This is a genomic window from Collinsella sp. AM33-4BH (genome assembly GCF_003469205.1).
Classification (GTDB): Bacteria; Actinomycetota; Coriobacteriia; order Coriobacteriales; family Coriobacteriaceae; genus Collinsella.
Genome location: NZ_QSIN01000003.1, coordinates 171,016 through 192,798, shown reverse-complemented (window position 1 = coordinate 192,798; position 21,783 = coordinate 171,016). Strand labels below are relative to the sequence as shown.

General features: G+C 58.5%; 18 protein-coding genes. 5 read left to right on the top strand and 13 right to left on the bottom strand.

The genetic code is table 11. The features are described 5' to 3' along the window. Positions 1–12 precede the first annotated feature (12 nt). The 4 genes from DW821_RS03865 to DW821_RS03850 form a co-directional block, all read right to left on the bottom strand. Positions 13–759: an NAD-dependent protein deacetylase, SIR2 family gene (locus DW821_RS03865; RefSeq protein WP_118065716.1), complete on the bottom strand. Its 747-nt coding sequence runs from the start codon at positions 757–759 to the stop codon at positions 13–15. Between the two features lie 199 nt (positions 760–958). Further along, complete coding sequence (locus tag DW821_RS03860) at positions 959–1,867, bottom strand: radical SAM mobile pair protein B (RefSeq protein WP_055252675.1); 909 nt, start codon at positions 1,865–1,867, stop codon at positions 959–961. Continuing rightward, entirely contained in the window at positions 1,855–2,544 is a 690-nt protein-coding gene (locus tag DW821_RS03855) for a radical SAM mobile pair protein A (RefSeq protein WP_118065714.1), read from the bottom strand. Before DW821_RS03855 ends, DW821_RS03860 begins: the two co-directional genes overlap by 13 nt. After that, positions 2,541–2,741, bottom strand: a complete 201-nt coding sequence (locus DW821_RS03850) for a hypothetical protein (RefSeq protein WP_089572807.1) — start codon at positions 2,739–2,741, stop codon at positions 2,541–2,543. Before DW821_RS03850 ends, DW821_RS03855 begins: the two co-directional genes overlap by 4 nt. Before the next feature lie 143 nt (positions 2,742–2,884). Between DW821_RS03850 and DW821_RS03845 the strand changes: the two genes are divergently transcribed. Further along, positions 2,885–3,235: a TetR/AcrR family transcriptional regulator gene (locus DW821_RS03845; RefSeq protein ID WP_118065712.1), complete on the top strand. Its 351-nt coding sequence runs from the start codon at positions 2,885–2,887 to the stop codon at positions 3,233–3,235. 28 nt (positions 3,236–3,263) lie between these two features. Here the strand turns inward: DW821_RS03845 and DW821_RS03840 are convergent, their stop codons facing one another. From DW821_RS03840 to DW821_RS03830, 3 genes are read right to left on the bottom strand one after another with little or no spacing between them, the layout of a single operon-like run. Further along, positions 3,264–4,112: an NAD-dependent protein deacetylase, SIR2 family gene (locus tag DW821_RS03840; protein ID WP_118065710.1), complete on the bottom strand. Its 849-nt coding sequence runs from the start codon at positions 4,110–4,112 to the stop codon at positions 3,264–3,266. Further along, entirely contained in the window at positions 4,100–4,798 is a 699-nt protein-coding gene (locus DW821_RS03835) for a hypothetical protein (protein WP_118065708.1), read from the bottom strand. The genes DW821_RS03840 and DW821_RS03835 overlap by 13 nt, the downstream gene beginning before the upstream one ends. Before the next feature lie 3 nt (positions 4,799–4,801). Beyond that, entirely contained in the window at positions 4,802–5,767 is a 966-nt protein-coding gene (locus DW821_RS03830) for an NAD-dependent protein deacetylase (RefSeq protein ID WP_118065706.1), read from the bottom strand. Between the two features lie 143 nt (positions 5,768–5,910). Between DW821_RS03830 and DW821_RS03825 the strand changes: the two genes are divergently transcribed. Then, positions 5,911–6,471 carry a TetR/AcrR family transcriptional regulator gene (locus tag DW821_RS03825; protein WP_118065704.1) on the top strand — a complete coding sequence of 187 codons (561 nt, stop codon included), beginning with the start codon at positions 5,911–5,913 and terminating at the stop codon, positions 6,469–6,471. A gap of 198 nt (positions 6,472–6,669) precedes the next feature. Continuing rightward, positions 6,670–7,200: a flavodoxin family protein gene (locus DW821_RS03820; RefSeq protein WP_118065702.1), complete on the top strand. Its 531-nt coding sequence runs from the start codon at positions 6,670–6,672 to the stop codon at positions 7,198–7,200. 108 nt (positions 7,201–7,308) lie between these two features. Here the strand turns inward: DW821_RS03820 and DW821_RS03815 are convergent, their stop codons facing one another. The 4 genes from DW821_RS03815 to DW821_RS03800 all read right to left on the bottom strand — a co-directional run bounded on the left by DW821_RS03815 (position 7,309) and on the right by DW821_RS03800 (position 14,469). Continuing rightward, positions 7,309–8,403: an ATP-binding protein gene (locus tag DW821_RS03815; RefSeq protein WP_117758294.1), complete on the bottom strand. Its 1,095-nt coding sequence runs from the start codon at positions 8,401–8,403 to the stop codon at positions 7,309–7,311. A gap of 247 nt (positions 8,404–8,650) precedes the next feature. Beyond that, complete coding sequence (locus DW821_RS03810) at positions 8,651–10,891, bottom strand: DNA gyrase subunit A (RefSeq protein ID WP_118065700.1); 2,241 nt, start codon at positions 10,889–10,891, stop codon at positions 8,651–8,653. A 45-nt stretch (positions 10,892–10,936) separates the two neighbouring features. Further along, positions 10,937–12,934: a type IIA DNA topoisomerase subunit B gene (locus DW821_RS03805; protein WP_118065698.1), complete on the bottom strand. Its 1,998-nt coding sequence runs from the start codon at positions 12,932–12,934 to the stop codon at positions 10,937–10,939. A gap of 152 nt (positions 12,935–13,086) precedes the next feature. Next, a complete protein-coding gene (locus tag DW821_RS03800) occupies positions 13,087–14,469 on the bottom strand; it encodes an ATP-binding protein (RefSeq protein ID WP_118065696.1) in 1,383 nt (460 codons plus the stop codon). Between the two features lie 154 nt (positions 14,470–14,623). Between DW821_RS03800 and DW821_RS03795 the strand changes: the two genes are divergently transcribed. Next, positions 14,624–14,857, top strand: coding sequence for a hypothetical protein (locus DW821_RS03795; RefSeq protein WP_118065694.1), 234 nt, complete (start codon positions 14,624–14,626; stop codon positions 14,855–14,857). Positions 14,858–14,947: 90 nt separating this feature from the next. Here the strand turns inward: DW821_RS03795 and DW821_RS03790 are convergent, their stop codons facing one another. Both DW821_RS03790 and DW821_RS10235 read right to left on the bottom strand, forming a co-directional pair. Beyond that, positions 14,948–19,315, bottom strand: a complete 4,368-nt coding sequence (locus DW821_RS03790; protein ID WP_118065692.1) for a hypothetical protein — start codon at positions 19,313–19,315, stop codon at positions 14,948–14,950. Positions 19,316–19,470: 155 nt separating this feature from the next. Further along, positions 19,471–20,475 (bottom strand): helix-turn-helix transcriptional regulator, encoded by a 1,005-nt coding sequence (locus DW821_RS10235; protein WP_199411428.1) that lies wholly within the window; start codon positions 20,473–20,475, stop codon positions 19,471–19,473. 297 nt (positions 20,476–20,772) lie between these two features. Between DW821_RS10235 and guaA the strand changes: the two genes are divergently transcribed. Next, complete coding sequence (gene guaA / locus DW821_RS03780) at positions 20,773–21,753, top strand: glutamine-hydrolyzing GMP synthase (RefSeq protein WP_118065690.1); 981 nt, start codon at positions 20,773–20,775, stop codon at positions 21,751–21,753. Positions 21,754–21,783 lie beyond the last annotated feature (30 nt).

Here is a 21,783-nt window from a genome sequence, read left to right as displayed (position 1 = left end):
CGAGACTACTCATTAAGCGTCCACGCATGAAACACGGCGCGATGAACTGCGCTGCTCGTCGCCCGTTCGCGCCGCCGAGAGCAGCATGCTCAAATCGGCCAGAATCGCCTCTGCCTTGCTTCCAAGCTGCAGCGGAGCCGAGTCGCCCGAGATGTTTACGCTCAGCAGGTGCGCATCCGGCAGCTTCGCGGTCATGCTCCAGAACGGGAGCGTGATGATGCCGGGGGTCATCTCGCCCACGCCGAGCTCCAGCAACAGCACGCGGCGATCGCTGCGCTCGCGCACGAAGCGCTCATATCGTCCGAGGCTCTCGCGCCATGCCGCACCCTGCAGAAACGTGTCGTCGCGCACCCACGGCACGAGCTGCCAGCCGCAATGCGGGCATCGGGGGACGTCCTCGCTGCGGATCTCGAACCCCGCCATGCCCGCGAGCATGCGCTCGACGTAGGGGCTCGCCTCGAAGAGCTCGTCGCAGCATGGCTGCTTGCACTGAAGGTGCGCGAAGCTTCCCTGATAGTTGCAGATTCTCTCGTCGGGAAACGTCTTCTCGACCTGGGTGTCCACATTGGTGCTCAGGATGAAGTAGTCCTTATGGCCGATGAGGGACCGTAGGTCGAGATAGGGCTGCGAGGTCGGCTCGCGCAGCATGAAGTCGATGTATCGCGCGTAGTAGGCCCATTGCTGCTCGAGGCTGGGGTAGAGGTGGTAAAAGCCGTCGAAAAGGCTCTTGACTACTTTCGATTGATGCTCAGTGCCCATTGTATTCGCTACGATTAAACTCGGCACAGGGGGTACTGGTTTTCCGTGCGAAAACGCTCATGCCGCTAAATTGAGCGACCGCCTGTACTGCAGCGGGATCATCCGCCCGAGCGGTCCCTTAATCCGTCGCCCGTTGCGCCAATCGGCAGAAGCCACGCGTGGACGCTAATCGCTCGAGCGAATCGTCGTCGGTTTCCGTTTAACGATTTCTTTTTCCGCTATTATCTGACCCTCGGACTTCCTCGTGATAGAAGTAGTCCACGATCACCGGATGCCCCTGGGGGACTCTGCCATAAGGCATTTCGTTGTCCACAAAGGGGCAATCGTACTTCTTGGCCATTTCCTCGGCTTTTACTTCAAGCGCTTCAAAATAGCTACGGTTGCGCTTGTTATAGATCTCATCGTAAAGCGGTACGAGATTGGGATGTTTCTCGGCGATATAATCCAGGATCGCTTTTTTGAAACCACCCCGAAGATTGAGATTTTCGAGCCAAAACAAATCGCACCGATCTTTTACTCGCTCAAAAATCATCTCAAAATCCGTGATGCCGGGAAATACCGGGGACACGAAGCAGACCGTACGGATACCTTCGTCATACACCTGCTTCATAGCAGCGATACGACGCTCGATGCTCGACGCGGAGTCCATATCGTTCTTGAAGTTCTCATCCAGCGTGTTGATCGACCATGAAACGGTCACTCGTCCAAGCCTCTTCAGCAGATCGATATCCCGTACCACAAGATCGGACTTTGTGCAGATCAGAATATCTGCATCGCTGCCAATCAGCTGCTCCAGGAGTTTCCTGGTATTCCCGAATCGCTCCTCCTGTGGATTGTAGCCATCCGTCACAGAACCGATAACCACCCGCTGTCCAGCGTATTTCTTCGGATTCTTGATTTCCGGCCAATGCTTCACATCAAGAAAGGTGCCCCATTCCTCCTTGTGTCCGGTAAAGCGCTTCATAAAGGAGGCATAGCAATACTTGCAGGCATGCGTGCAGCCTACATAGGGATTGACCGAGTAGCCGCCTACCGGCAGGCTGGACTTGGTCATGATGTTCTTTGCTTCCACCTCATTGATGAGGATTCCATCGATCACTTCTGCCATGTTCTCTGCACCTCCAGCACTCTTTCGAATTCTTCCGGCAATTCCTGAATCATGTTTTCGTCCCCTATGACAGAGACGAGGTCTTCCTTCATAAACATTGGAATGCCAAGCGCGTACGCCTGGTCCGTCAAAGACCATGCCCACTCCGGTTCCGTATGAACCTTCCTGCTCTGCGCCCCGGTCATAGTACCGACGACGATCCAGTTGATTCCGGAAAGGTCGACCGTACCGGGATCGTCGAATAGCGGCTCAAAAGTAACGAAGAAGTGATTTGCTTTGACGTTTTTCCGAAGGGCGTCGATACGCCACAGCTCCGCTTTCCTCGTCACCGTAACGCCGAACCATGCGTTTTCCAGGTCGGTATCTAAATCCAGCAAATCGGGTCTCTTGGTCAGGAACAGGAACTGATGCTGTGGATTCTCATGGATCTTTGCAAATACCTCGTCTCGCCATTCCAGCTTCCACCCGGAGAGATCGCTCATGCCGGTAAGGAGAAAGTTCTGCGGGCGTTTCTTTTCCATCATCTTGAGCTTGCTCGGGAAGAACGCAGGATCAGCGAAGTCGTCAATCATATGCCAACGTTTCACATTGTTACGGGCATAGCAATATGGACACCCCACCGTGCAGCCGATGACGATATTCATATTCTGAATCTGATTTTTGATGCAGATGCTCATAACGCCTGCCTACCTGCCTCTCCCGTAAACACGCAATCAGCCTCCCCCACCTTGCGGGCAAAAGCCTCGATATCTTGCTTGCAAGCAGCAGGCTCGCAATCGCTCAAATCGTATGACGTGCCGCCGTTTCGATAGACGGCCCGATGGGAAAACGATCGGCTGACAAGCCCGATGCCGAGCTTCTCGCACAGGGTCATCCGTGCTCCCTTTCAGCTATAAAAAACAGGTGTCTATAAACAGTATCCTTGTTGATTTTCGCAGGGGCAATGAACAAACGCGTGCACCTGTCGATAAACGAACAGCTACTGGACATTGTCAAACGACTCAGATTGGAGAGGCGATGGGAGAAACCAAGATCGACCGCCGGCGGCGCTACACCCTCTCGGTCATACGGGAGGCGTTCTTCGCGCTGTTGGCCGAGGTCGGCTTCGCGAAGATGACGGTGGCGGACATCTGCCGCCGCGCCGAGATCAACCGGGGAACGTTCTATCTGCATTACGAGGATAAGTACGCGCTGCTCGATGCGCTTATCGACGAGGCCCCGAGTTCGCCCATGCCCAGGAGCTGCTCAACGCCTATTCCGAAGGGGGCTTACTGGCGGTATCCGCTCTTCGCGATTCCGATAACCCATCGTGACCTGCGATTCAGGAATACCAGCCTCCGAGCCCTCTCGTTCGGAGGCTGCGGCTAAAACCTCATTGCGCGTCTACCGCTCCGCGTTACTCGCCACCTGCCCGCGCCGCCGAGAGCAGGGCGCCCAAATCGGCCTGGATCGCCCCTGCCTTGCTTCCAAGCTGCAGCGGAGCCGAGCCGCCCGAGATGTTTACGCTCAAAAGGTGCGCATCCGGCAGCTTCGCGGTCATGCTCCAGAACGGGAGCGTGATGATGCCGGGGGTCATCTCGCCCACGCCGAGCTCCAGCAACAGCACGCGGCGATCGCTGCGCTCGCACACAAAGCGCTCGTATCGTCCGAGGCTCTCGCGCCAGGCAGCACCCTGCAGAAACGTGTCGTCGCGCACCCACGGCACAAGCTGCCAGCCGCAATGCGGGCATCGGGGGACATCCTCGCCGAGGACCTCGAACCCCGCCATGCCCGCGAGCATGCGCTCGACGTAGGGGCTCGCCTCGAAGAGCTCGTCGCAGCATGGCTGCTTGCATTGAAGGTGCGCGAAGCTTCCCTGATAGTTGCAGATCCTCTCGGTGGGAAACGTCTTCTCGACTTGGGTGTCCACATTGGTGCTCAGGATGAAGTAGTCCTTATGGCCGATGAGGGACCGTAGGTCGAGATAGGGCTGCGAGGTCGGCTCGCGCAGCATGAAGTCGATATATCGCGCATAGTATGCCCATTGCTGCTCGAGGCTGGGGTAGAGGTGGTAGAAGCCGTCGAAAAGGCTCTTGAAGCCAAAGGCTTGCTGCCAGTCCGCCATTCCTGCGCGCGCCATGCCCGCGCGGTTGTAATGGTTGAACCCGGCGGCGCTCGACATGCCCGAGCCGATGCCGACGATGATGGCGTCGGCATCGTCGATAAGGCTTCGAAGCCTACGCGCTTCTCTTTCTAGGGGTGGCATCGGGCGATCTCCTCGAAAGCCGGGGCCATATCGCCGTCAACGAGAATCGTCTCGCACGAAGCGTCGGGCGCCATGGCCTGGCCGTAGTTGAACACGATGTAGGTGGCGTGCTCGCAGGCGTTCGCGATCTGGGCGAGCATGCGCTTTATGACGCCGTTGTGCAGTCCCACGCCAAGTTCGAGGATGGCGACCCTGCCGTTGCGATGGGCTTGCACAAGACGCGCGAGCCCGTCGAGCTGGGCCATGGCGAGGGCGTCTGGATGGGCGAGGCGCCGCTCGTCAACCGACGTGCGCGTGCCCCCCTCAGTCTCGAGCACGCGCTCCTCGTCGAACCCGGCGCGCGCGAAGTGCCCGTCGATGTTGCATGTGACCACGAAGGTGTCGGCGTGCTCCGTAAGACGCCGCAGCCCGTTCATGAGCGAGCCGGGCTCATATTCGAGATACTCCTTTTGATGGAACCGCTCGGCCCATCGGCGTCGCACGCTGGCATCCGGGGAAGCGAGCCCCTGCAGTATGCAGCCGATGCCGTCTGCCTGGGCGAGGTCCCCGTACGCCTCTTGGAAATGAGCATCGGCGCAGAAAAGGTTGAGCCCCTCCGCCATGTCGAGTCCGTTGCTAGCGCCGATGATGACAAGATCCGCTTCGGCTAGCGCCCTGCCTATGCGAACTGCTTTCGCCGTCTCCATGCGCTACCTCCCCAGCGTCTTGCGCACGTCGGCGAGCACGTCGGCGATGTCGGCGCGAACGGCGAGCCCCCGATCCTCGATCGCGCGGGGGAGAAACTGCGTCTTGTTGTTTACGGCGATGTAGCTGGCCTGCGGTAACTGCGCCGTGAGGGCCCAGAACGGCTCCTGGATAAACGCGGGCGTCATGCGGCCCACACCCAGCTCGAGGAAGAGGACCCTCTGCCGTGCGTGCGCGTCGAGCCAGTCGGACACCTTGCGGTACTGCTCCTCGTAGAGTTCGCCCTGCAGGAAGTTGCCGTAGCCGCGAACCCAGGGGAACGCCTCTGCCCCGCAGTGCGGGCAGCGCGGCACGAGCTCTGTCGGAACCTCCAGACCGTCTCCCATGGCCTCTACCATGTGGGAGACCGGCTCGACCGCGTTCCACACCTCGTCGGTGCAACAGTGGGAGCACTGAAAGAAGCGGTGGTCGCCTTGGATCTCTGCCACTTTCTCCCAGGGATAGAGCTTCACAAACTGCGTGTCCTGGTTGGTGGTGAGCACGAAGAAATCCTTCTCGGCGAGAATGGCGTCGAGGTTCCTGTAGGGCTTGCGCAGCGGGGCGTTGAGCGTGGTGTCGAGGAAGGTGGCGAGGTATCCCCAGCGCGCCTCGGCGGTGGGCCAGCGGTAGAACGACCCCTCGAAAGCGCCCTTGAAACCGTAGCGCTCGGCGAATTTGCCGAAATGCCTGCGATAGGTTGCGTTGTCCTCGTAATAGAAGTCGCCGCCGCCCGCCGCGGAGAGCCCGGAGGCCCCGCCCGCCAGCACGCAATCGGCTTCTTCGATCATACGGGCGAAGTCCTCGATTTGCTGGTCGTAGGGCTCGGGCTCGCGGTCACTCAGCTCATAGGGCGTGCTGCCGCTGCGGTAGGCTGCTTGATGGGAAAACGATCGGTTGGTGAGATTGATGACGAGCTGCTCGTACGGAGTCATTCGATACCCTCTTTCAGCTATAATGAACAGGTGTCTATAAGCAGTATCGATGTCGATTTACGCAAGAGCAATGAACAGCTCCGAGATGCTGTCGATAAACGAGCAGCTGCTGGGTATTGTTGGGCAGATCGAACGGAGGAGCCATGGATACAGGGAAAATCGACCGTCGCCGGCGCTATACGCTCTCGGTCATACGGGAGGCGTTCTTCGCGCTGCTGGCCGAGGTCGGCTTCGCGAAGATGACGGTAGCGGATATCTGCCGCCGCGCCGATATCAACCGTGGCACGTTCTATCTGCACTACGAGGACAAGTTCGCCCTGCTCGACACGCTTATCGACGAGGCCTTGGCGGCGGTGCCGCCGCTCGAGGGAACGGAGGCGGGTGCCCTCTGCCAGCGTCCGCCGGCAAACGATGACTATTATCTGCTCTACTCGGATGACGACGCGTACGCCCGGGTGGCACAGCGCGTCGTCGAGCGCGGCGCCGAGCAGATGGTTCCCTCGATCATGGAGGAGACTGGGCTTTCGCGCGAGGACGCCTATCTGCTCTTCGTCCACAACGTCCAGGGAAATCTCGCGGTCAACCGCCTGCTCGGTTGGAGGCGAGGGCCCGAGTTTGCCCACGCTCAGGAGCTGCTCAGCGCCTATTCCGAAGGGGGCATGCGGGCGGTATCGGCTCGTCACGATCCTCGTAGCTCGTCTTGACCGCATGTCATTTCAGGCAGGCGACGTTGCTATGGCCCCTCTTTGGTTTTCGATGTTGTATAAGGCAATCGCAATCGCCTTGAGCTTCTTTAGGGAACTTGAGCAAGAGATATGGCCTGCTGGCGATTGATTAACCCCATTTGTTTTGGTTACAAGAAAAAATGCTGCGCGCCTGCAGCATGAAGGAGAGGGAATCCTATGAATATCGTTGTATTGAGCGGCAGCCCGCGTAAGGGCGCCAATACCGATACCATGGTCGAGGCGTTTGCCGAGACCGCGCGTGAGGGCGGCCATACGGTCGAGGTCATCCGCGTTGCCAGCAAGAAGATCGCCGGCTGCTTGGGATGCCAGTACTGCTTCGCCCATGAGGGCGTCTGCGTGCAGAAGGATGACATGGCCAACGTGATTGAGTCGCTGAAAGACACCGACATGGTTGTCTTCGCCTCGCCTATCTACTGGTTTGATATCACTGCGCAGGAAAAGACCGCCATCGACCGCCTGTACGCCTTCGGTGCCACGGGTTTCCCGTTCACCAAGACGGCCCTTTTGCTCGATAGCCACAGCGAGGGTGTCTATGATGCGGCGATTACCATGTACAAGTCAACCTGCGCGTACTGCAAGTGGGAGGACCAGGGCATTGTCACCATTAGCGGCATGACCGAGCGCGACAGCATGGCCTCCTCGCCCAAGTTGGAAGAGGTGCGCGAGCTCGCCCGCAAGCTCGCCTAAGGACAAGAGGAGCGCATGGCAATCAGCACAAGCGGAAATGCTTGCTGCCCTTACCAAGAGGATTGCTGATTGCCATGCAACGATGCTCCCGCGGACAATTCCGGTGTGCTAAAACGCCTTCTCGTTCAAGAATTCCCTGAACGCGGGGATGTCGAAGCCGACGAGGCCACGTCCACGTTCCCCGATAACGCCGTCCTCGAGGAGGCGGCGTTTGTATTGGCTTGCGTAGTTGCTGGCGACGCCCATGCGTTTGGCTATCTCCGAGACCCTGCTGGGGCCAGAATCGGGCAGCATCGCGAGCAAAAACTCAATGTCTTTATCGGAAAGCTCCTGATAGGTCGTTTCGAGAATACGATCGCGCAGCTCCATACGGGCAAGCAGAGAACCCTGCTGGACATCGGATGTACTGATTTGGGGCGAGTTTTCCGAAACATCCCAAGTGCGATATCCGACGAGCTGCATCATGTAGGGAAATCCGTCGACGGCCTTCACGGCATCCTCGAGCGCTTCTGGCGTGATTGAGCGTCCTCCTGCTTCAATGGTTTTACGAAATGCATTTGCAATCTCAACATCAGTGATTCGTCCCAGCTGATGATACTGGGAGCGTCTGAGGAACGAGACGGAATCGTTACGTAGCAACGCCGATACTTTGTAGGGCAGTCCTGCCATGAGTAGGGCAACTTTTTTACCTTCGCGTACAAAGTGCTGGTAAACAGAGGCAAATTGAAGCATTTCTTCGAGATCGACGGTGACTTCATCGATGGTGATGAGAAGTCCGATGTCATGTTTTTCGAGTTGCTTAAAGATGCCATTCATGCGCGTGCGCCAGTTGCCCTGAGCCTCTTGAGCGTATGTCCAATCGATGCCCACTGGGCCAATTTGAACACCGTTTATGCGCGCGTGAGGCTGTGAGAGGTAGCTATCTGCGGCTTCTTTGGTTCGCTCGATAATATCTTCGAGCATGCCTGGCATGGCGGAGACATTTGCTGCGATCCAGTCGTGTTCAAGCGCCGTTTCTGAAAGGAGCGAGAGAAGTGCCGTCTTGCCCGTTCCCCTTGCGCCAGTAAAAATGGTCGACAGGTTGGGATCTCCTGGGCCGTTGATAAAGCCACGGTTGATGTCGCGCAGGATATGCTCGCGACCCGCTAGAAAGGGAGGGACGCTTCCAAATGTTGGGGTAAAGGGGTTCTTGCTGTACTCCATGGTAGCTCCTTTGCAGGTTTTGCTAATTTTTGCAAGTTTTGCTAACTTTTGCAAGTTTTGCTAACGACTGACCAAAGGGCATCGAAGTAGTGACGCTGACATTTTTTACGCAGAAAAATAAGCAGAAATCAATTTATCTGCGTTAAAAAATAGTTGAGAAGAAAAACGACGAGTCCCGGGCGCAATGCCGTTGCGTTCCGGGCCTCGTCGCTTTGCGAAGTATCTAACGATCTCGTTGCCGTGGTACCTAGTCAAACAAACTCGGCATGTCATTTTCCTTCATGAGGGCGCCGGCGGAGGGCAGGCTCTGCGCGGTGAACTTCTCGGCCGAGACGCCGGCGCCAAGAATCTCCTCGGTCGTGCCGACGGTGGTGACCGAGCGGCCCTTCTTGGCCGTAAAGGCCTGGACGCCCTGCGTGTTGGTGGTCGTCTTGGTCTTGAGCAGCGACGTGTTGAAGTTCATCAGGCGGTAGTCGCTCGAGACCAGCGCGAGGTCGCGGTCCTCCTTGAGCACCTGCGCATACAGCAGCTTGCTGCCGCCGTAGATGGCGTTCTTAAGGCGCTTGCGGTTGGTCTTGGTAACGTATCCAGAAAGCGCGACACGCACCACGCGGCCGTTCTCAAAGACGAACAGCACGTCGGCCTTGTAGTCCTCGGGGTCGATGACCCAGATGACGCTCTCGTCGGGTTCCATCTCGAGATCGGTCGGAAGGTACGAGCCCAGCTGGGCCGACTTGGTATCCTCAAACGCCGCGACCTTGCACTTGTACACCTGGCTCTTGTTGGTAAAGACCAGCAGCTCGTGCGTGTTGGAGGACGGGAACTCGATAAAGGGTTTGTCGCCGTCCTTGTACTTGAGCGTGGTCGCCTTCTTGAGCACGCGGTCCGTCATCTTCTTGAGGTAGCCATCGCGCGAAAGCATGATGGTAACCGGGTACTCCTCGACCTCGGGCTCCAGGCTTACCTCGATAACCTCATGGGGCTCGATCCTGCCCGTGCGGCGCGGCATCACGTACTTCTTGTTGACCGCGGCCAGCTCGTCGCTGATAACCTTCTTGATGTTTTCCTCGCTCGAAAGGATCTCCTCAAGCTCGGCGATCTCGCCCTCGAGCTTTGCAATGTCCTTGGTGCGGTTGAGGATGTACTCCTCGTTGATGTTGCGGAGCTTGAGCTCGGCGACAAACTCGGCCTGGGTCTCGTCGATGTCGAAACCCTTCATAAGGTTGGGTACAACCTCTGCCTCGAGCTTAGTGCCGCGGATGATGGCGATGGCCTTGTCGATGTCGAGCAGAATTGCCTCAAGGCCGTGCAGCAGGTGCAGACGCTCGGACTTTTTGCCCAGGTCAAAGTTAATGCGGCGACGCGTGGACTCAATACGCCACTTGACCCACTCGTGCAGGATCTGGCGCACGCCCATAACACGGGGATAGCCGTCGACGAGCACGTTGAAGTTGCACGAGAACGAATCCTGCAGCGTGGTCGAGCGATAGAGCTTGGCCATGAGCTTGTCGGGGTCGACACCGCGCTTAAGGTCGATGGCGATACGCAGACCCGAAAGGTCGGTTTCATCGCGGATGTCTGCGATCTCCTTGACCTTGCCCTCCTTGGAGAGCTTGACGATGCGCTCGATGATGACATCGGTCTTGGTGGTGTAGGGGATCTCGTAGACCTCGATGATGCGCTCTTCGGGAATCCAGCGCCAGCGGGAGCGAATCTGGAAGCTGCCAAGGCCGGTCTCGATGATCTTTTCCATCTCCTCGCGGCGGTAGATAATCTCGCCGCCGGTCGAGAAGTCGGGCATGGGCATGTACTCGAGCAGGTCGCAGTCGGGATCCTGCAGGTAGTGCATCGTGGCGGTGCAGACCTCGTTGAGGTTGAAACCGCAGATGTCGGACGCCATGGCGACGCCGATGCCCTTATTGGCCGAGACAAGGATGTTGGGGAACGTGGTGGGCAGCAGGCGCGGCTCCTTCATGGCGCCGTCGTAGCTGTCGACGAAGTCGACCGGGTCCTTGTCGATGTCCTTGAAGATCTCGGCGCTGATGGGGGAGAGCTTGGCCTCGGTGTAACGCGAGGCGGCGTAGCTCAGGTCGCCCGAATAGTACTTGCCAAAGTTGCCCTTCGACTCCACGAAGGGGGCAAGCAGCGCTTCGTTGCCCGTCGCCAGGCGCACCATCGTTTCGTAGATCGCGGCATCGCCGTGCGGGTTGAGCTTCATGGTCTGACCCACGATGTTGGCGCTCTTTTGGCGCTCGCCCTTGAGCAGGCCCATCTTGTACATAGTGTAGAGCAGCTTGCGGTGCGAGGGCTTAAAGCCGTCGATCTCGGGGAATGCACGCGAGACGTTGACGCTCATAGCGTAGGGCATGTAGTTGACCTCGAGCGTCTGCGTAATCGGCTGGTCGGTGACCTCGGAGTGCAGGCCGATGACGTTCTCGGCGTTGACCTGCTTTTTCTTTGGCTGGTTCTTCGTCTTCTTCTTTGCCACGATTTCCTCTTGAACTTCTTATAGGCCGTCGTTATCGATTTGCTGCTACTGCAGGTCCAGCTGGTCCAGGTATTCCTTGCCGTGCTCGGAGATATGGCGCTTGCGGCCCGCCTCGTCGTTGCCCAGCAAAAGGTTGAACATGGTTTCCATCTTGGTGACGTCCTCGGGCTCCACCTTGATCAGGCGGCGCGTCTCGGGATTCATAGTGGTGAGCCACATCATGTCCGGGTCGTTCTCACCAAGACCCTTGGAGCGGTTGATAGAGCACTTCTGGTCGCCGATTTCCTTGAGGATGCCGTTTTTCTCGAGCTCGGTGTAGGCAAAGTAGGTCTTCTCTTTGCAGTTGATCTCGTAGAGCGGCGATTCGGCGATATACACATAACCTTCGTCGATAAGCGTGGGCACCAGGCGGTAGAGCATGGTGAGCACGAGCGTGCGGATGTGATAGCCGTCGACGTCGGCGTCCGTACAGATGATGACCTTGTTCCAGTTGAGGTTGTCCAGGTCGAAGGCGCCAAGGTTCTTGATGCGCTTGTCCTTGATCTCCACGCCGCAGCCCAGCACGCGCATAAGGTCCATGATGATGTCGGACTTAAAGATGCGCGGGTAGTCCTCCTTTAGGCAGTTGAGGATCTTGCCGCGGACGGGCATAACGCCCTGGAACTCGGCGTCGCGCGACGTTCGGATGGCGCCAGCTGCCGAGTCGCCCTCTACGATGTAGATCTCGCGACGGTTTTTGTCCTTGGAACGGCAGTCGATGAACTTCTGCACGCGGTTGGCCATGTCGGTCTTCTGCTGCAGGTTGGTTTTGATGCTCTGGCGGGTCTTCTCGGCGTTCTCACGCGAGCGCTTGTTGATGAGCACCTGCTCCACAATCTTGTTGGCGGCGTCTTTGTTCTCGATCAAATAGGTCGAGAGACGCTCCTTAAAGAAGGCGGTCATGGCCTGCTGGATAAAGCGGTTATTGATAGCCTTCTTGGTCTGGTTTTCGTAGGACGTCTGGGTGGAGAAGCAGTTGGTCACCAGTACCAGGCAGTCCTGGACGTCCTGCCATTTGATGCCGCTCTCGTTTTTGTTGTACTTGCCCTGTTGCTTGATGTAGGCGTCGACGGCGCTGGTCAGAGCACTGCGGGCCGCCTTCTCGGGCGAACCGCCGTTCTCGAGCCAGGAGGAATTGTGGTAGTACTCCTGCATCATGAAAGTGCGCGAGAAGCACATGCAAGCAGTGATTTTTACGTTGTAATCGGGCAGGTCCTCGCGATCGCGACCGCGACGGTCGGCCTCGATAAAGAAGGGCTCGGTAAGGTAGTCGGTACCGACCTTCTCGAGCACGTAGTCCTCGATGCCCTTGGGATAGCAAAAATCCTCTTCGGAAAACTCGCCATCGTCGCCCTCGATGCGCAGGCGGAAGGTCACGTTGGCGTTGACCACGGCCTGACGACGCATGGTCTCGCGATACCAGTCGTGGGGAATGCTAATCGAGGTAAAGACCTCAAGATCGGGGCGCCACTTGATGGTGGTGCCGGTGCGGTTCTCGTCGCTGGGCTCAATCTCGAGTGCCTTCTTCTTGGCGCCGACGACCTTGCCTTTCTTAAAGTGCAGGGAGTACTTGTTGCCGTCGCGCCAGACGGTGACGTCCATGTACTCGGAAGCGTACTGGGTCGCGCACGAGCCCAGGCCGTTGGTGCCGAGCGAGAAGTCGTAGTCGCCGCCCTGGTTGTTGTTGTACTTGCCGCCGGCGTAGAGCTCGCAGAAGACGAGCTCCCAGTTAAAGCGCTTCTCGGAAGGGTTCCAGTCGAGCGGGCAGCCACGGCCATTGTCCTCTACCTGAATAGAGCCATCGCGAAAGGCGGTGAGGGTGATGAGCTTGCCGTAGCCCTGGCGCGCCTCGTCAACGGCGTTGGACAGGATCTCGAAGGCGGCATGCGCGCAACCGTCGAGTCCGTCCGAGCCAAAGATGACGGCGGGGCGCAGGCGTACGCGCTCCTCGTCCTTGAGCTGGCGGATACTGTCGTTACCATAGTTTGCGGTGTTTTTTGCCATACTCGCTCTCTCGGTGCTCCTTTTCTGCGTTTTAGTCATATAGATAGTCAAGGTAGCATAGCCCAGGCCTTGGGCGATTCCAACCAACACGAATTCCATCGAACAATAGTTCGATTAGATAATGGATGCTTGGGATGCGGGTGGGGTCTGTCCTATTCAAACATCTGCGGCAGGTCGATGAAGACGGTTCGATCGCTTTCGTCAGCTTCGAAGCCCGAACGGGAGAAGAATCCGTAGCGATGGCATTTGAGCCCCGTTGCCTCGACTTGGGTGATTTCCTCGTCGACCATTTTTTGCGTGACGGGGGATTTGCGGAACTTTGCTTCGTAGAATGCGTAGCCCTCGGGGTCTTGCGTTACCACATCGAATTCGCCGCTCGTTTTGTTTGCGGGATCGTCGTACCAGTACTTGCCTATGGCATCGAAAGCCGGTTCGATCTTGCCAGTCCTGTTTTGCCGTACGAGGTATTGACGGCAGATCTCCTCGAACATATGTGGAGTGTAGTTTTCCTCGAAGTCTTGGGAGACGTGACGATCATAGAAGACTTCCGGGTCGAGCAGCTGACGCGCAGAAGCATTGCGGAAGACGTAGCGATAGTAAAAGAGCGAAAGTGGGTCCACCACAAAGTAGCCAGACTTGCGCTTATTCGTAGGGTCGTTGATGGGTGCACGCTTTTGGACGATTTCGAGTGACATGAGCTTGTCGAGTACGTCTGCCATGGCCGGACCGCTCGAGACGTGCGACTGTGCCAGCACGTCCCCCCAACGGGAGTAACCTTGTGCGAGAGCCCCGAAAACTTCGTTGGCGTTGGTCATCTTCGAGATCTCGGCGTTGAGATAGGACGGTACTTCGCTTTCTAAGCGGGCGCCAGGTTCTGTGACGAGCTCGATGATATTGTCGCGTACGCTTTGGGACTGATCGATGAGGCGATTGTAAAAGGGGATGCCGCCAAAAACGCTATAGAGCCGCACCTTGTCCTCGGGTGAGAACGCGGGATAGAACTTTGCAGCGTCAAAGTAATCCATGGGCTTAAGCTCAAGCGCGAGATCAATTCGCCCGTAGAGGGGGCTTTCATGCTCGATGAGAGATTTCATAATCTCAACATAGGAGCCGCACAGGACAATGTTTAAACGTGAGTCTTCCCTGTGAGCGTCGATTGAGGTCTGGAGAATGCTGTCTAAGCCTTTAACCGCATCTCTCAAGTAGGGGTATCCGTCGAGAACGAGGGTAATGTTCTTGTCTTTGGCTTGGGCAAACAGAAATTCGATGAGCTCGCGGATGCCCGTGAAGGCGAGCGGAGGAAAGCTTAGCGCTTCAGCAGCAAGGGCGGACAGACTCTCGAGGTTGTCTGCCTCGGAGGTTTGGCGGCACTCGTAATAGATCGTTGCGACGTCCGATAAATCGGTTAGCGCCTGCTTGATGAGCTCACTTTTGCCGACGCGACGCCTTCCGTAAATGAGAACATTGCGCTGCTCGGGCGCATTGAGTGTTTTCTTAATACGGGCGAGTTCAAGCTCCCTGCCAATGAATTCCACTTACTCGGTTCCTTCCGACTCGGTTTTGTCCGAGTTAATTGTATCGCATGAACAAGTTTATGCTCGAGTTTACTCGGACAAAACCGAGTCGGTTCTGTCCGAGTAAGTTTGAATAGCGAATCGAAATTGTTATGTCCACATGGCGATGGCGAACATGGTTTCCATAAGCGCCGCGTTCGCGCTTGTTATTGCCGCAATGCGCTGTGTCGCTGAGGCGCAGATCGTACCGCTCGAAAGCGTCTTTTGGTTGGCGAACCTGGCCACGGGCGTGTTCTGCGGAGCGACGATTTTCGCGGCCACGTTTGCCGTCCTGTGCGTAACGTTTTTCACGGCGAAAAGACGCCGCGCCAAGCTCGAGGCTGAACTCGACTCCTCAGACGACATTTAATGCGTAATGGGCCGGCTCTGGGTATCCAGAACCAGCCCATTTTGATATTCGATGAGCCGGGTCGGCGTCTCTCACAAAAGTAACTAGAAGCTAGCGACGCTTATCAGAATTGACCTCATTGGCGGTGTTGGTTTCGAGCGTCGTGCGGCGGGCGCTGTAGGCGACGAGGCCGGCGCCTGCCGCGGCGAGTGCTGCGGCGGCTGCCGTAAGGGGAGCGTTGGCATCGCCCGTGCCCGCAAGCGTGCCCGCTTTTCCGGAGCGCATGTTATTGCCGTGGTCCTTGCCACTGCCGGAGCTGCTTCCGCCGGAGTCGCCGTCCTCATCGGTACCGCCGCCACTCGAGCCACCATCGCCGTCTGCTGTCATCGGGGCGTCGTGAAGTCCTGTCGTATCCGCGCTGTCGCATACACCGACCTGAACTTCTGAGCGTTCGCATGCCGCGTCGGGCACATGAAGCTCGTGCAGTACGGCACCCAGCGCCGAGTTTGCGCCCGGTCGAATTTCCTCGAGCGTTACGGGATCGAGCGCCACCAGATTACGCGCCTTCGCATACAGCGTTACGCGTTTGCCCACTTCGTCGCTCCAACTCTCGGGGATGGCGAAGCTCATGCGGAACTGTGCCGTGCAACCCGGTGCCAGCACGGCGTTGCCGTTGTCGGCTACCAGCGGGTGCGTTGCAAAACGTGTGCCCAGCGTCTCGAGTGCGTACTTCACGTGTGCCATGTCGTTGGCCGAAGCGTCCTCGGCAAGCTCTGGATCGTAGATCGAAGCCATGCGTGCGTTCACTCCGAATCCGATGGATGCGCTGGAGAACGGCTGACTGGAGCCCTCTCGGTACAGATCGATCGTGCCGGCGGTCAGCAAGGTGTTGCCGTCGTTTCGCACCGTGACCATGAAGGATTCGCCTGCTGCTCCGGGTACCACCGCGCCCGAGGTAGCGACCGCGCCCGTCGGAGTGGCACACGCCACCAAGGGCACTTCGATGCCGTGCAGCTCCGCCTTGCTCTGCTCGGCACTCACAATGTGCGTGGCGAGCGCGGAGAGCATGCCTCCCGACGTCAAAAATGTCGTTATCTGATCGACGGGATGGTCCAGCTCGCACATCACGAACGGCTCCGTGAACAGATCGCCTGCCAAGGTGCTGGCGAAGATGCGGAAGTGCTTGCCCATCACTGCTACCGGGTTGCCTTCTTCGTCGTAGGTTTGTCCCACCTTGCCATCGGTGTTCTCTACATAGAGCACGCACCTGCCGTTGCTGCTTACGCTAAACGATGCCGGGCCACAGCCTGCGGCACCCACGGGCTGCGTTGCAAATGCCGATGCGCCTCGCGTCCAAGTAATATGCTGCAGTTGTTCGTTGACGGTGGCCAAAAAGCCCGTGTGCTGCGGCCATGGCACCGCATGGGGCACCGCGGCGTCCGGCGGCATAACGCCCCAGCCCGCGATAGACTGGCCGATCACGGCGTACGATGCGCAGCCGCAACCGTTTGCGGTCTCGTACGTAACGGGCACCACCATTTTGCCGTTGATATTCTCGGGCTCGCCCAGCTCGATACTCGACGGTGCTTGCGGAAAGCGGAGAACTTGGCGGAACGTCAGGCTGTCGCCCGAAACGTCCGACCACAGGGTAAAGCACTCCAGCGCAACCTCAGCCTCGCTGCCGAGCGCCTTTTCTGCGGTGGTTCCGCGGCGGTGGAGGTAGGCACCCGACAGGCGCCCGTCGACCAGCGTCTTGCCCACCGTGATACGTGGGCACTGCAGGCAATGGTAGCCATCCTCTTGCAGGCGGCCGCGCGAGATGCTGCGCCATGACGTATGCGACACCACGCGGGTCTCGTCATTACTTATGCGCAGGCGCACGACGGACAGTATGCCGGCTGTGCTTGCCGTATCGAAAAGGGTGTTGTCGCCGTCGGGGCGCTCGCCCGAGACCAGCAGCACGTAGGCGTCCTGGTTTCCCCTCCCGTCCGTATATTCCACCACGTCGAAGTCGTAATCGTATATGCCGTCGCGCTCCACGTCGCCCTCGCCAAACCCAAGGGGGAAGTCCACGGGCGTGGGGGCGGACCACGTGCCGTTTGCCCTTGTGTGCACCACCAGGCGCGAGCGGCCATTGTCGCCGTAGCACACCGAGGCGATACGGAACAGGCATTCTACGCCGGCAATCATTGCCAGCTTCATGTGGGCTTCGCTGAGCACGCCGGAAAACAGCACGTTGTCGCTCGAGGGTTTTATGCCGCCACGCTCGTCCTCCGACACGCCGGCAGAATTGGCGTTGGGGTCCGCAACGGCGTTCGTCGCCTGCCCGATATAGGTGTACTTATACATTGGCGCGGCGTTTTCGTCGTTCTCTATCAGTGCATGGACGAAATGCTCGATCTGTCCCGTGTCGTCGCTTTCTGCATCCGCCTCGAGCTCAATGCGCGTGACCGCTTGATCCCAATCGCGCACGACAGGCGCGGCGTTTACGGCAGTGGCCTTAACCTCGGCGCGTGCGAGCAGCTCGGCGTTGGTGACGATGGTGGCCGACGCGATAAACTGCGGCACACCACCTGCCTCGGCGTTGCCGCCCGAGCCGAAGCAGGCGTTCAGCGTATAAGGCGTATCTCCACCCAAGGCCAGCTCAGAGCGCTGGAGTACATACTGGTCGCCGTTGTTCACCGACATATTCCACGAATCGGCGAGTGTGGGCCACGATCCCGACCAAGCCTTGGTGGTCCACTTGAACATAACGAACTGGAGTATCACATCGACATCGACGTCTGCACCTACGCGCAGTCGCGGAAGCTGGTGTCCATCCGCCTTCTCGTACCCAATGCACAACGTGAGGGACGCGGCGCCGCGCACGGCAGACGAGGCGACGCCTGCAACGCCGGCGCCAAAGGTGACGGCAAGCCCGATCTGGATGGTGAATGAGCCCGAGGTGTTGGAATAGTCGAGCGAAATGTTCTTGAAAAACGCTGCGCCGCTGCCGTGCGTATGGGCACCCACGGCGAGCGCCAGCTTCGCCAGCACCCAGGGGTTGACGTTTAGGAAAAAGGGCACCGGTCCCAAGGTGAACTGCTCAGTCCAATTGAGGTCGGTTCTTACCTGGAAGAGGGCCTTAATATTGCCGTATGCGGGGTCGTTGTTGTTGCCCCAGGTTTTGCCCGCCCAATCGTAGGCGAGCGAGCCGTACAGCTGTGTGGCGATATCCATCGTGAACAGCAGCGTGCAATGGTGGCGAAGGAGCTTGGTGTTTCTTGGATCGGTGCCCGAACCGGCACTCATGCTCTTGTACTGATTCCACTTCCCTTCCATTTCGTCGAGGTAGCGGCTTGCCTGCTTGGCGCCCGACTCACGCGGCGATTTCTTCCAGTATTCCGGATCAGGGTTGCCCGAATCGTTCATATAGCTGGCTGGTTTGTATCCTCCGCCAAACAGCACGTATCCAGCAAACGAGAAATCGAAGAGGATCGGAAATGTGGGTATCCAGCACGTGAACTTATTGCCGCCGATGCCGGGAAACGCCGCGGGGAAATCAAACGGAGTGATCTCTTGGTCCATGGTGGTGGGAATGATGGTGGTCGAGCCCGATTCCGCCTTTGCGGCTGGCGCAGTGACAACGGCCATGGGGGAGGAGAGCGTGTAGGTTTTACCCTGATATTCGAGGACAAAGCGCAGCTTGCATCCTTCTTCCAGAAGGCTCGACGCTGCATCGAGGAACTTGTCTTCGAGTATGAACGTCGCCAGGTTATCCGCGCCCGATGCGCTGGCCTTGACTTGGCCAATCTGCGTGACGGTTTCGGATGAGCTGCCCGCGGCAGGCGTCACTTTGTTGATGCGCAGCGTTGCCTGTCCACCCTGTGGCAGATGTGCCTGCACGGTAAAGGCGTGCGTATCGGGCTGTTCGTTTGTCGTGTCGTTCTTCGGCAATGCCATGAACGTGGCTTCGGCGTATTGGATGTCCCATTCGTCGAATGTGAGCTGGCGGAAGTACGGCTCGTCGTCGGAAAGCGGACGCGTGGGCGCGGTTATGGCGGTGCCGCCCTGGATACGCGCAAGGGGAATCTCGACATCACGGTAGCCCGCCATGCTAATGGAGATGCCGCCGTTAAAGTCGTACGCGTCGAGAAGCGTCGCCTCGTCCACGTAGCCTTCCGAAAGCGGCGCGACCTCAAAGATGGCCGTGCCCTCATCGTCGGTCGTGGCGGAGAGCTGCTTGCCCGCGGCATAACGCGACGCGAGCGTGACCTGCGCTCCCTTGACGGGCATATTCTTGTTGGCGACGTCGACCACGACCACACCAAACATGGTGCGCGAGAGAACGAGCACCCTGAAGGGGTCTTTTTCGTCGGCATAGGCTTCGGTGGGCGCGAACGGCAGCAGGAAGGCATTTTTGCTTCCCGGCACGCGAGGCAACATGATGCTCGCTAGCGAGGACGCTCCGGCAACAAGTAACGAACGGCGATCAAGCATTTTTGGCTCCCATCCCGCAAATATCGGTGGAAATAATCCAATTTTGCGAGATGGCGCCCCGTGGCGGTAGTGCCGTTCAAGGGCCAAAATGTCCAATTTAGGCGAGCGAAGTGCCGGGTTCCGGAACGCGTTCGATGCGCTTGGCAGCCCGGTCGCTAACGCAGCATATGCGCGACCAGCTCGGCGCGCGTGCCGATGCCAAGCTTTGCATATACGCCGGATAGGCGGTTTTTAACAGTGCCCGGCGACACGCCCATATGGCGTGCGATTTCGGCGTTGGTCCACCCACGGCAGGCGAGCATGGCCATGGTGAACTCCGTGGTCGTTAGATCGTCGGCCACGTCCTCGCCCGAATCGGGGTTGTGGATGCGCCGCCAGCCGTAGCTGAATCGATACGTGATCTCGATGATGCGAGCGAAATCGTCAGGGTATTGCGATTTTAGGCATGCCTCGATGAGTCCCTGCAAAAGGCCATGGTGTTCGCCGATGAGCTCGATAAGGCCGTCGGGGCGTGCAATGTCCCAAGCGGCGCCAAAGTGCGCTTTTGCGGCGTCGACGTCTTTGAGACTCATACAGGCCATCGAGGCCGACAAGTGCAGGAATAGCTCCGAGATGGGGTAGCTTCCCTGTTTCATAATCAGGGCGTTTTCCGCCATGCCCAGGCTGCGGCCGTATTCGCCGCGCAGATACAACGCGTGCGCCATCACGTAGCTGGCGAACAGGCGCAGGCCTTCGGGCAGATGCGCCGCAAGTGGATAAAACTCTTCGGCAGAATACGGGGAAGGCAAGTGCAACAGGACGCTCGCGGCGGAGGCGAACAGGATATGCGTGGCGTGGACGGCAGACGATTCCTCGTCAGTTGGCGTATCGAGGATGCCCGCAAGGCAACGACGGGCATCGGTGATACGGTTGAGCGACAGACTGGCATATCCGCAGATAAGGCATGCGGAATAGCGCAGCGCGGGGTCGGTGGCGTCAAGATAGGGGCGTGCTGTCTCGGCGGCGAGTGTGGCCTGTCCGCGAAAGTACAGCGCTTCTGCCGTGGCGATGGTGCGTGAATCGGGGTCGGAAATGCCTGCAACCGCAGCGTCAATCTGCCCCGGCACAAAGGCAGTGCACATCAACGGCATGGGAATGCGCGGGTAGCCATCGCAGTCCATCTTCCATCTCCCAACAGCTGGCAACATTAGCAGCAATTGTACCCCTGTTGATCGGGACTGGAATTTGTGGTTATCGCCTACGATTATGCCGAACGTATAAAGGAAGAGTCTATTGGCGATGCTCCCAAGGTGACTACCGAAGCCTAGCTGACCTCGACATTAGGAAAAATTGCCACCCCTACAAAAAGCTCCGTCGCAGCGATGGGAAACGAACCTCGCTCTGCATATAATGAGGTCATATGACGGTGCGTTTGCATACGTGTAGCGCATTCCCATCGAACCGAAAAGGAGCTTTGCATGGATCCCAACAAGCGCCCCGACGACATGGTGCGTATCACCACTCCCGAACTTGCCCAGGTGTTCATCGATGAGCAGGTTGCTGCAATCCGCGAGCAGATTGGTGACAAGAAGGTCCTGCTGGCTCTTTCCGGCGGCGTCGACAGTTCTGTAGTTGCGGCCCTGCTCATCAAAGCTATCGGCAAGCAGCTCATCTGCGTGCACGTGAACCACGGCCTGATGCGCAAGGGCGAGAGCGAACAGGTCGTCGACGTCTTCAAGAACCAGATGGATGCGAACCTGGTCTATGTCGACGCTACTGATCGCTTCCTGGATAAGCTCGTCGACGTCGACGAGCCCGAGACCAAGCGCAAGATTATCGGCGCCGAGTTTATCCGCGTGTTCGAGGAAGAGGCCCGAAAGGTGGGCGACGAGGTCAGCTTCCTCGCCCAGGGCACCATCTATCCCGACATCCTGGAGTCCCAGGATGGCGTGAAGGCTCACCACAACGTGGGCGGCCTGCCCGAGGATCTGCAATTTGAGCTCTGCGAGCCCGTTAAGCTGCTGTACAAGGACGAGGTGCGCGTCGTGGGCCGCGAGCTCGGCCTGCCCGAGAACATGGTTGAGCGTCAGCCGTTCCCCGGTCCTGGCCTGGGCGTCCGCTGCCTTGGCGCCATCACCCGTGACCGTCTCGAGGCGCTGCGCGAGGCCGATGCCATCGTGCGCGAAGAGATCGACAAGGCCGGCCTGACCATCTGGCAGTACTTTGCCGTAGTGCCCGATTTCCGCGCTACCGGTGTGCGCGAGGGCAAGCGCGCCTACGACTGGCCCTGCATTATTCGCTGCATCAACACCGTCGACGTCATGACCGCCGAGGTGCCTGAGCTCGACTGGGCGCTGCTCAAGCGCATTACCGCTCGCGTGACCGCCGAGGTCCCCGGTATTTGCCGCGTTTGCTACGACCTCACGCCGAAGCCCGTTGGCACGGTCGAGTGGGAGTAAGCTAACTCAGCTGGTAGGCGACGAGAACTA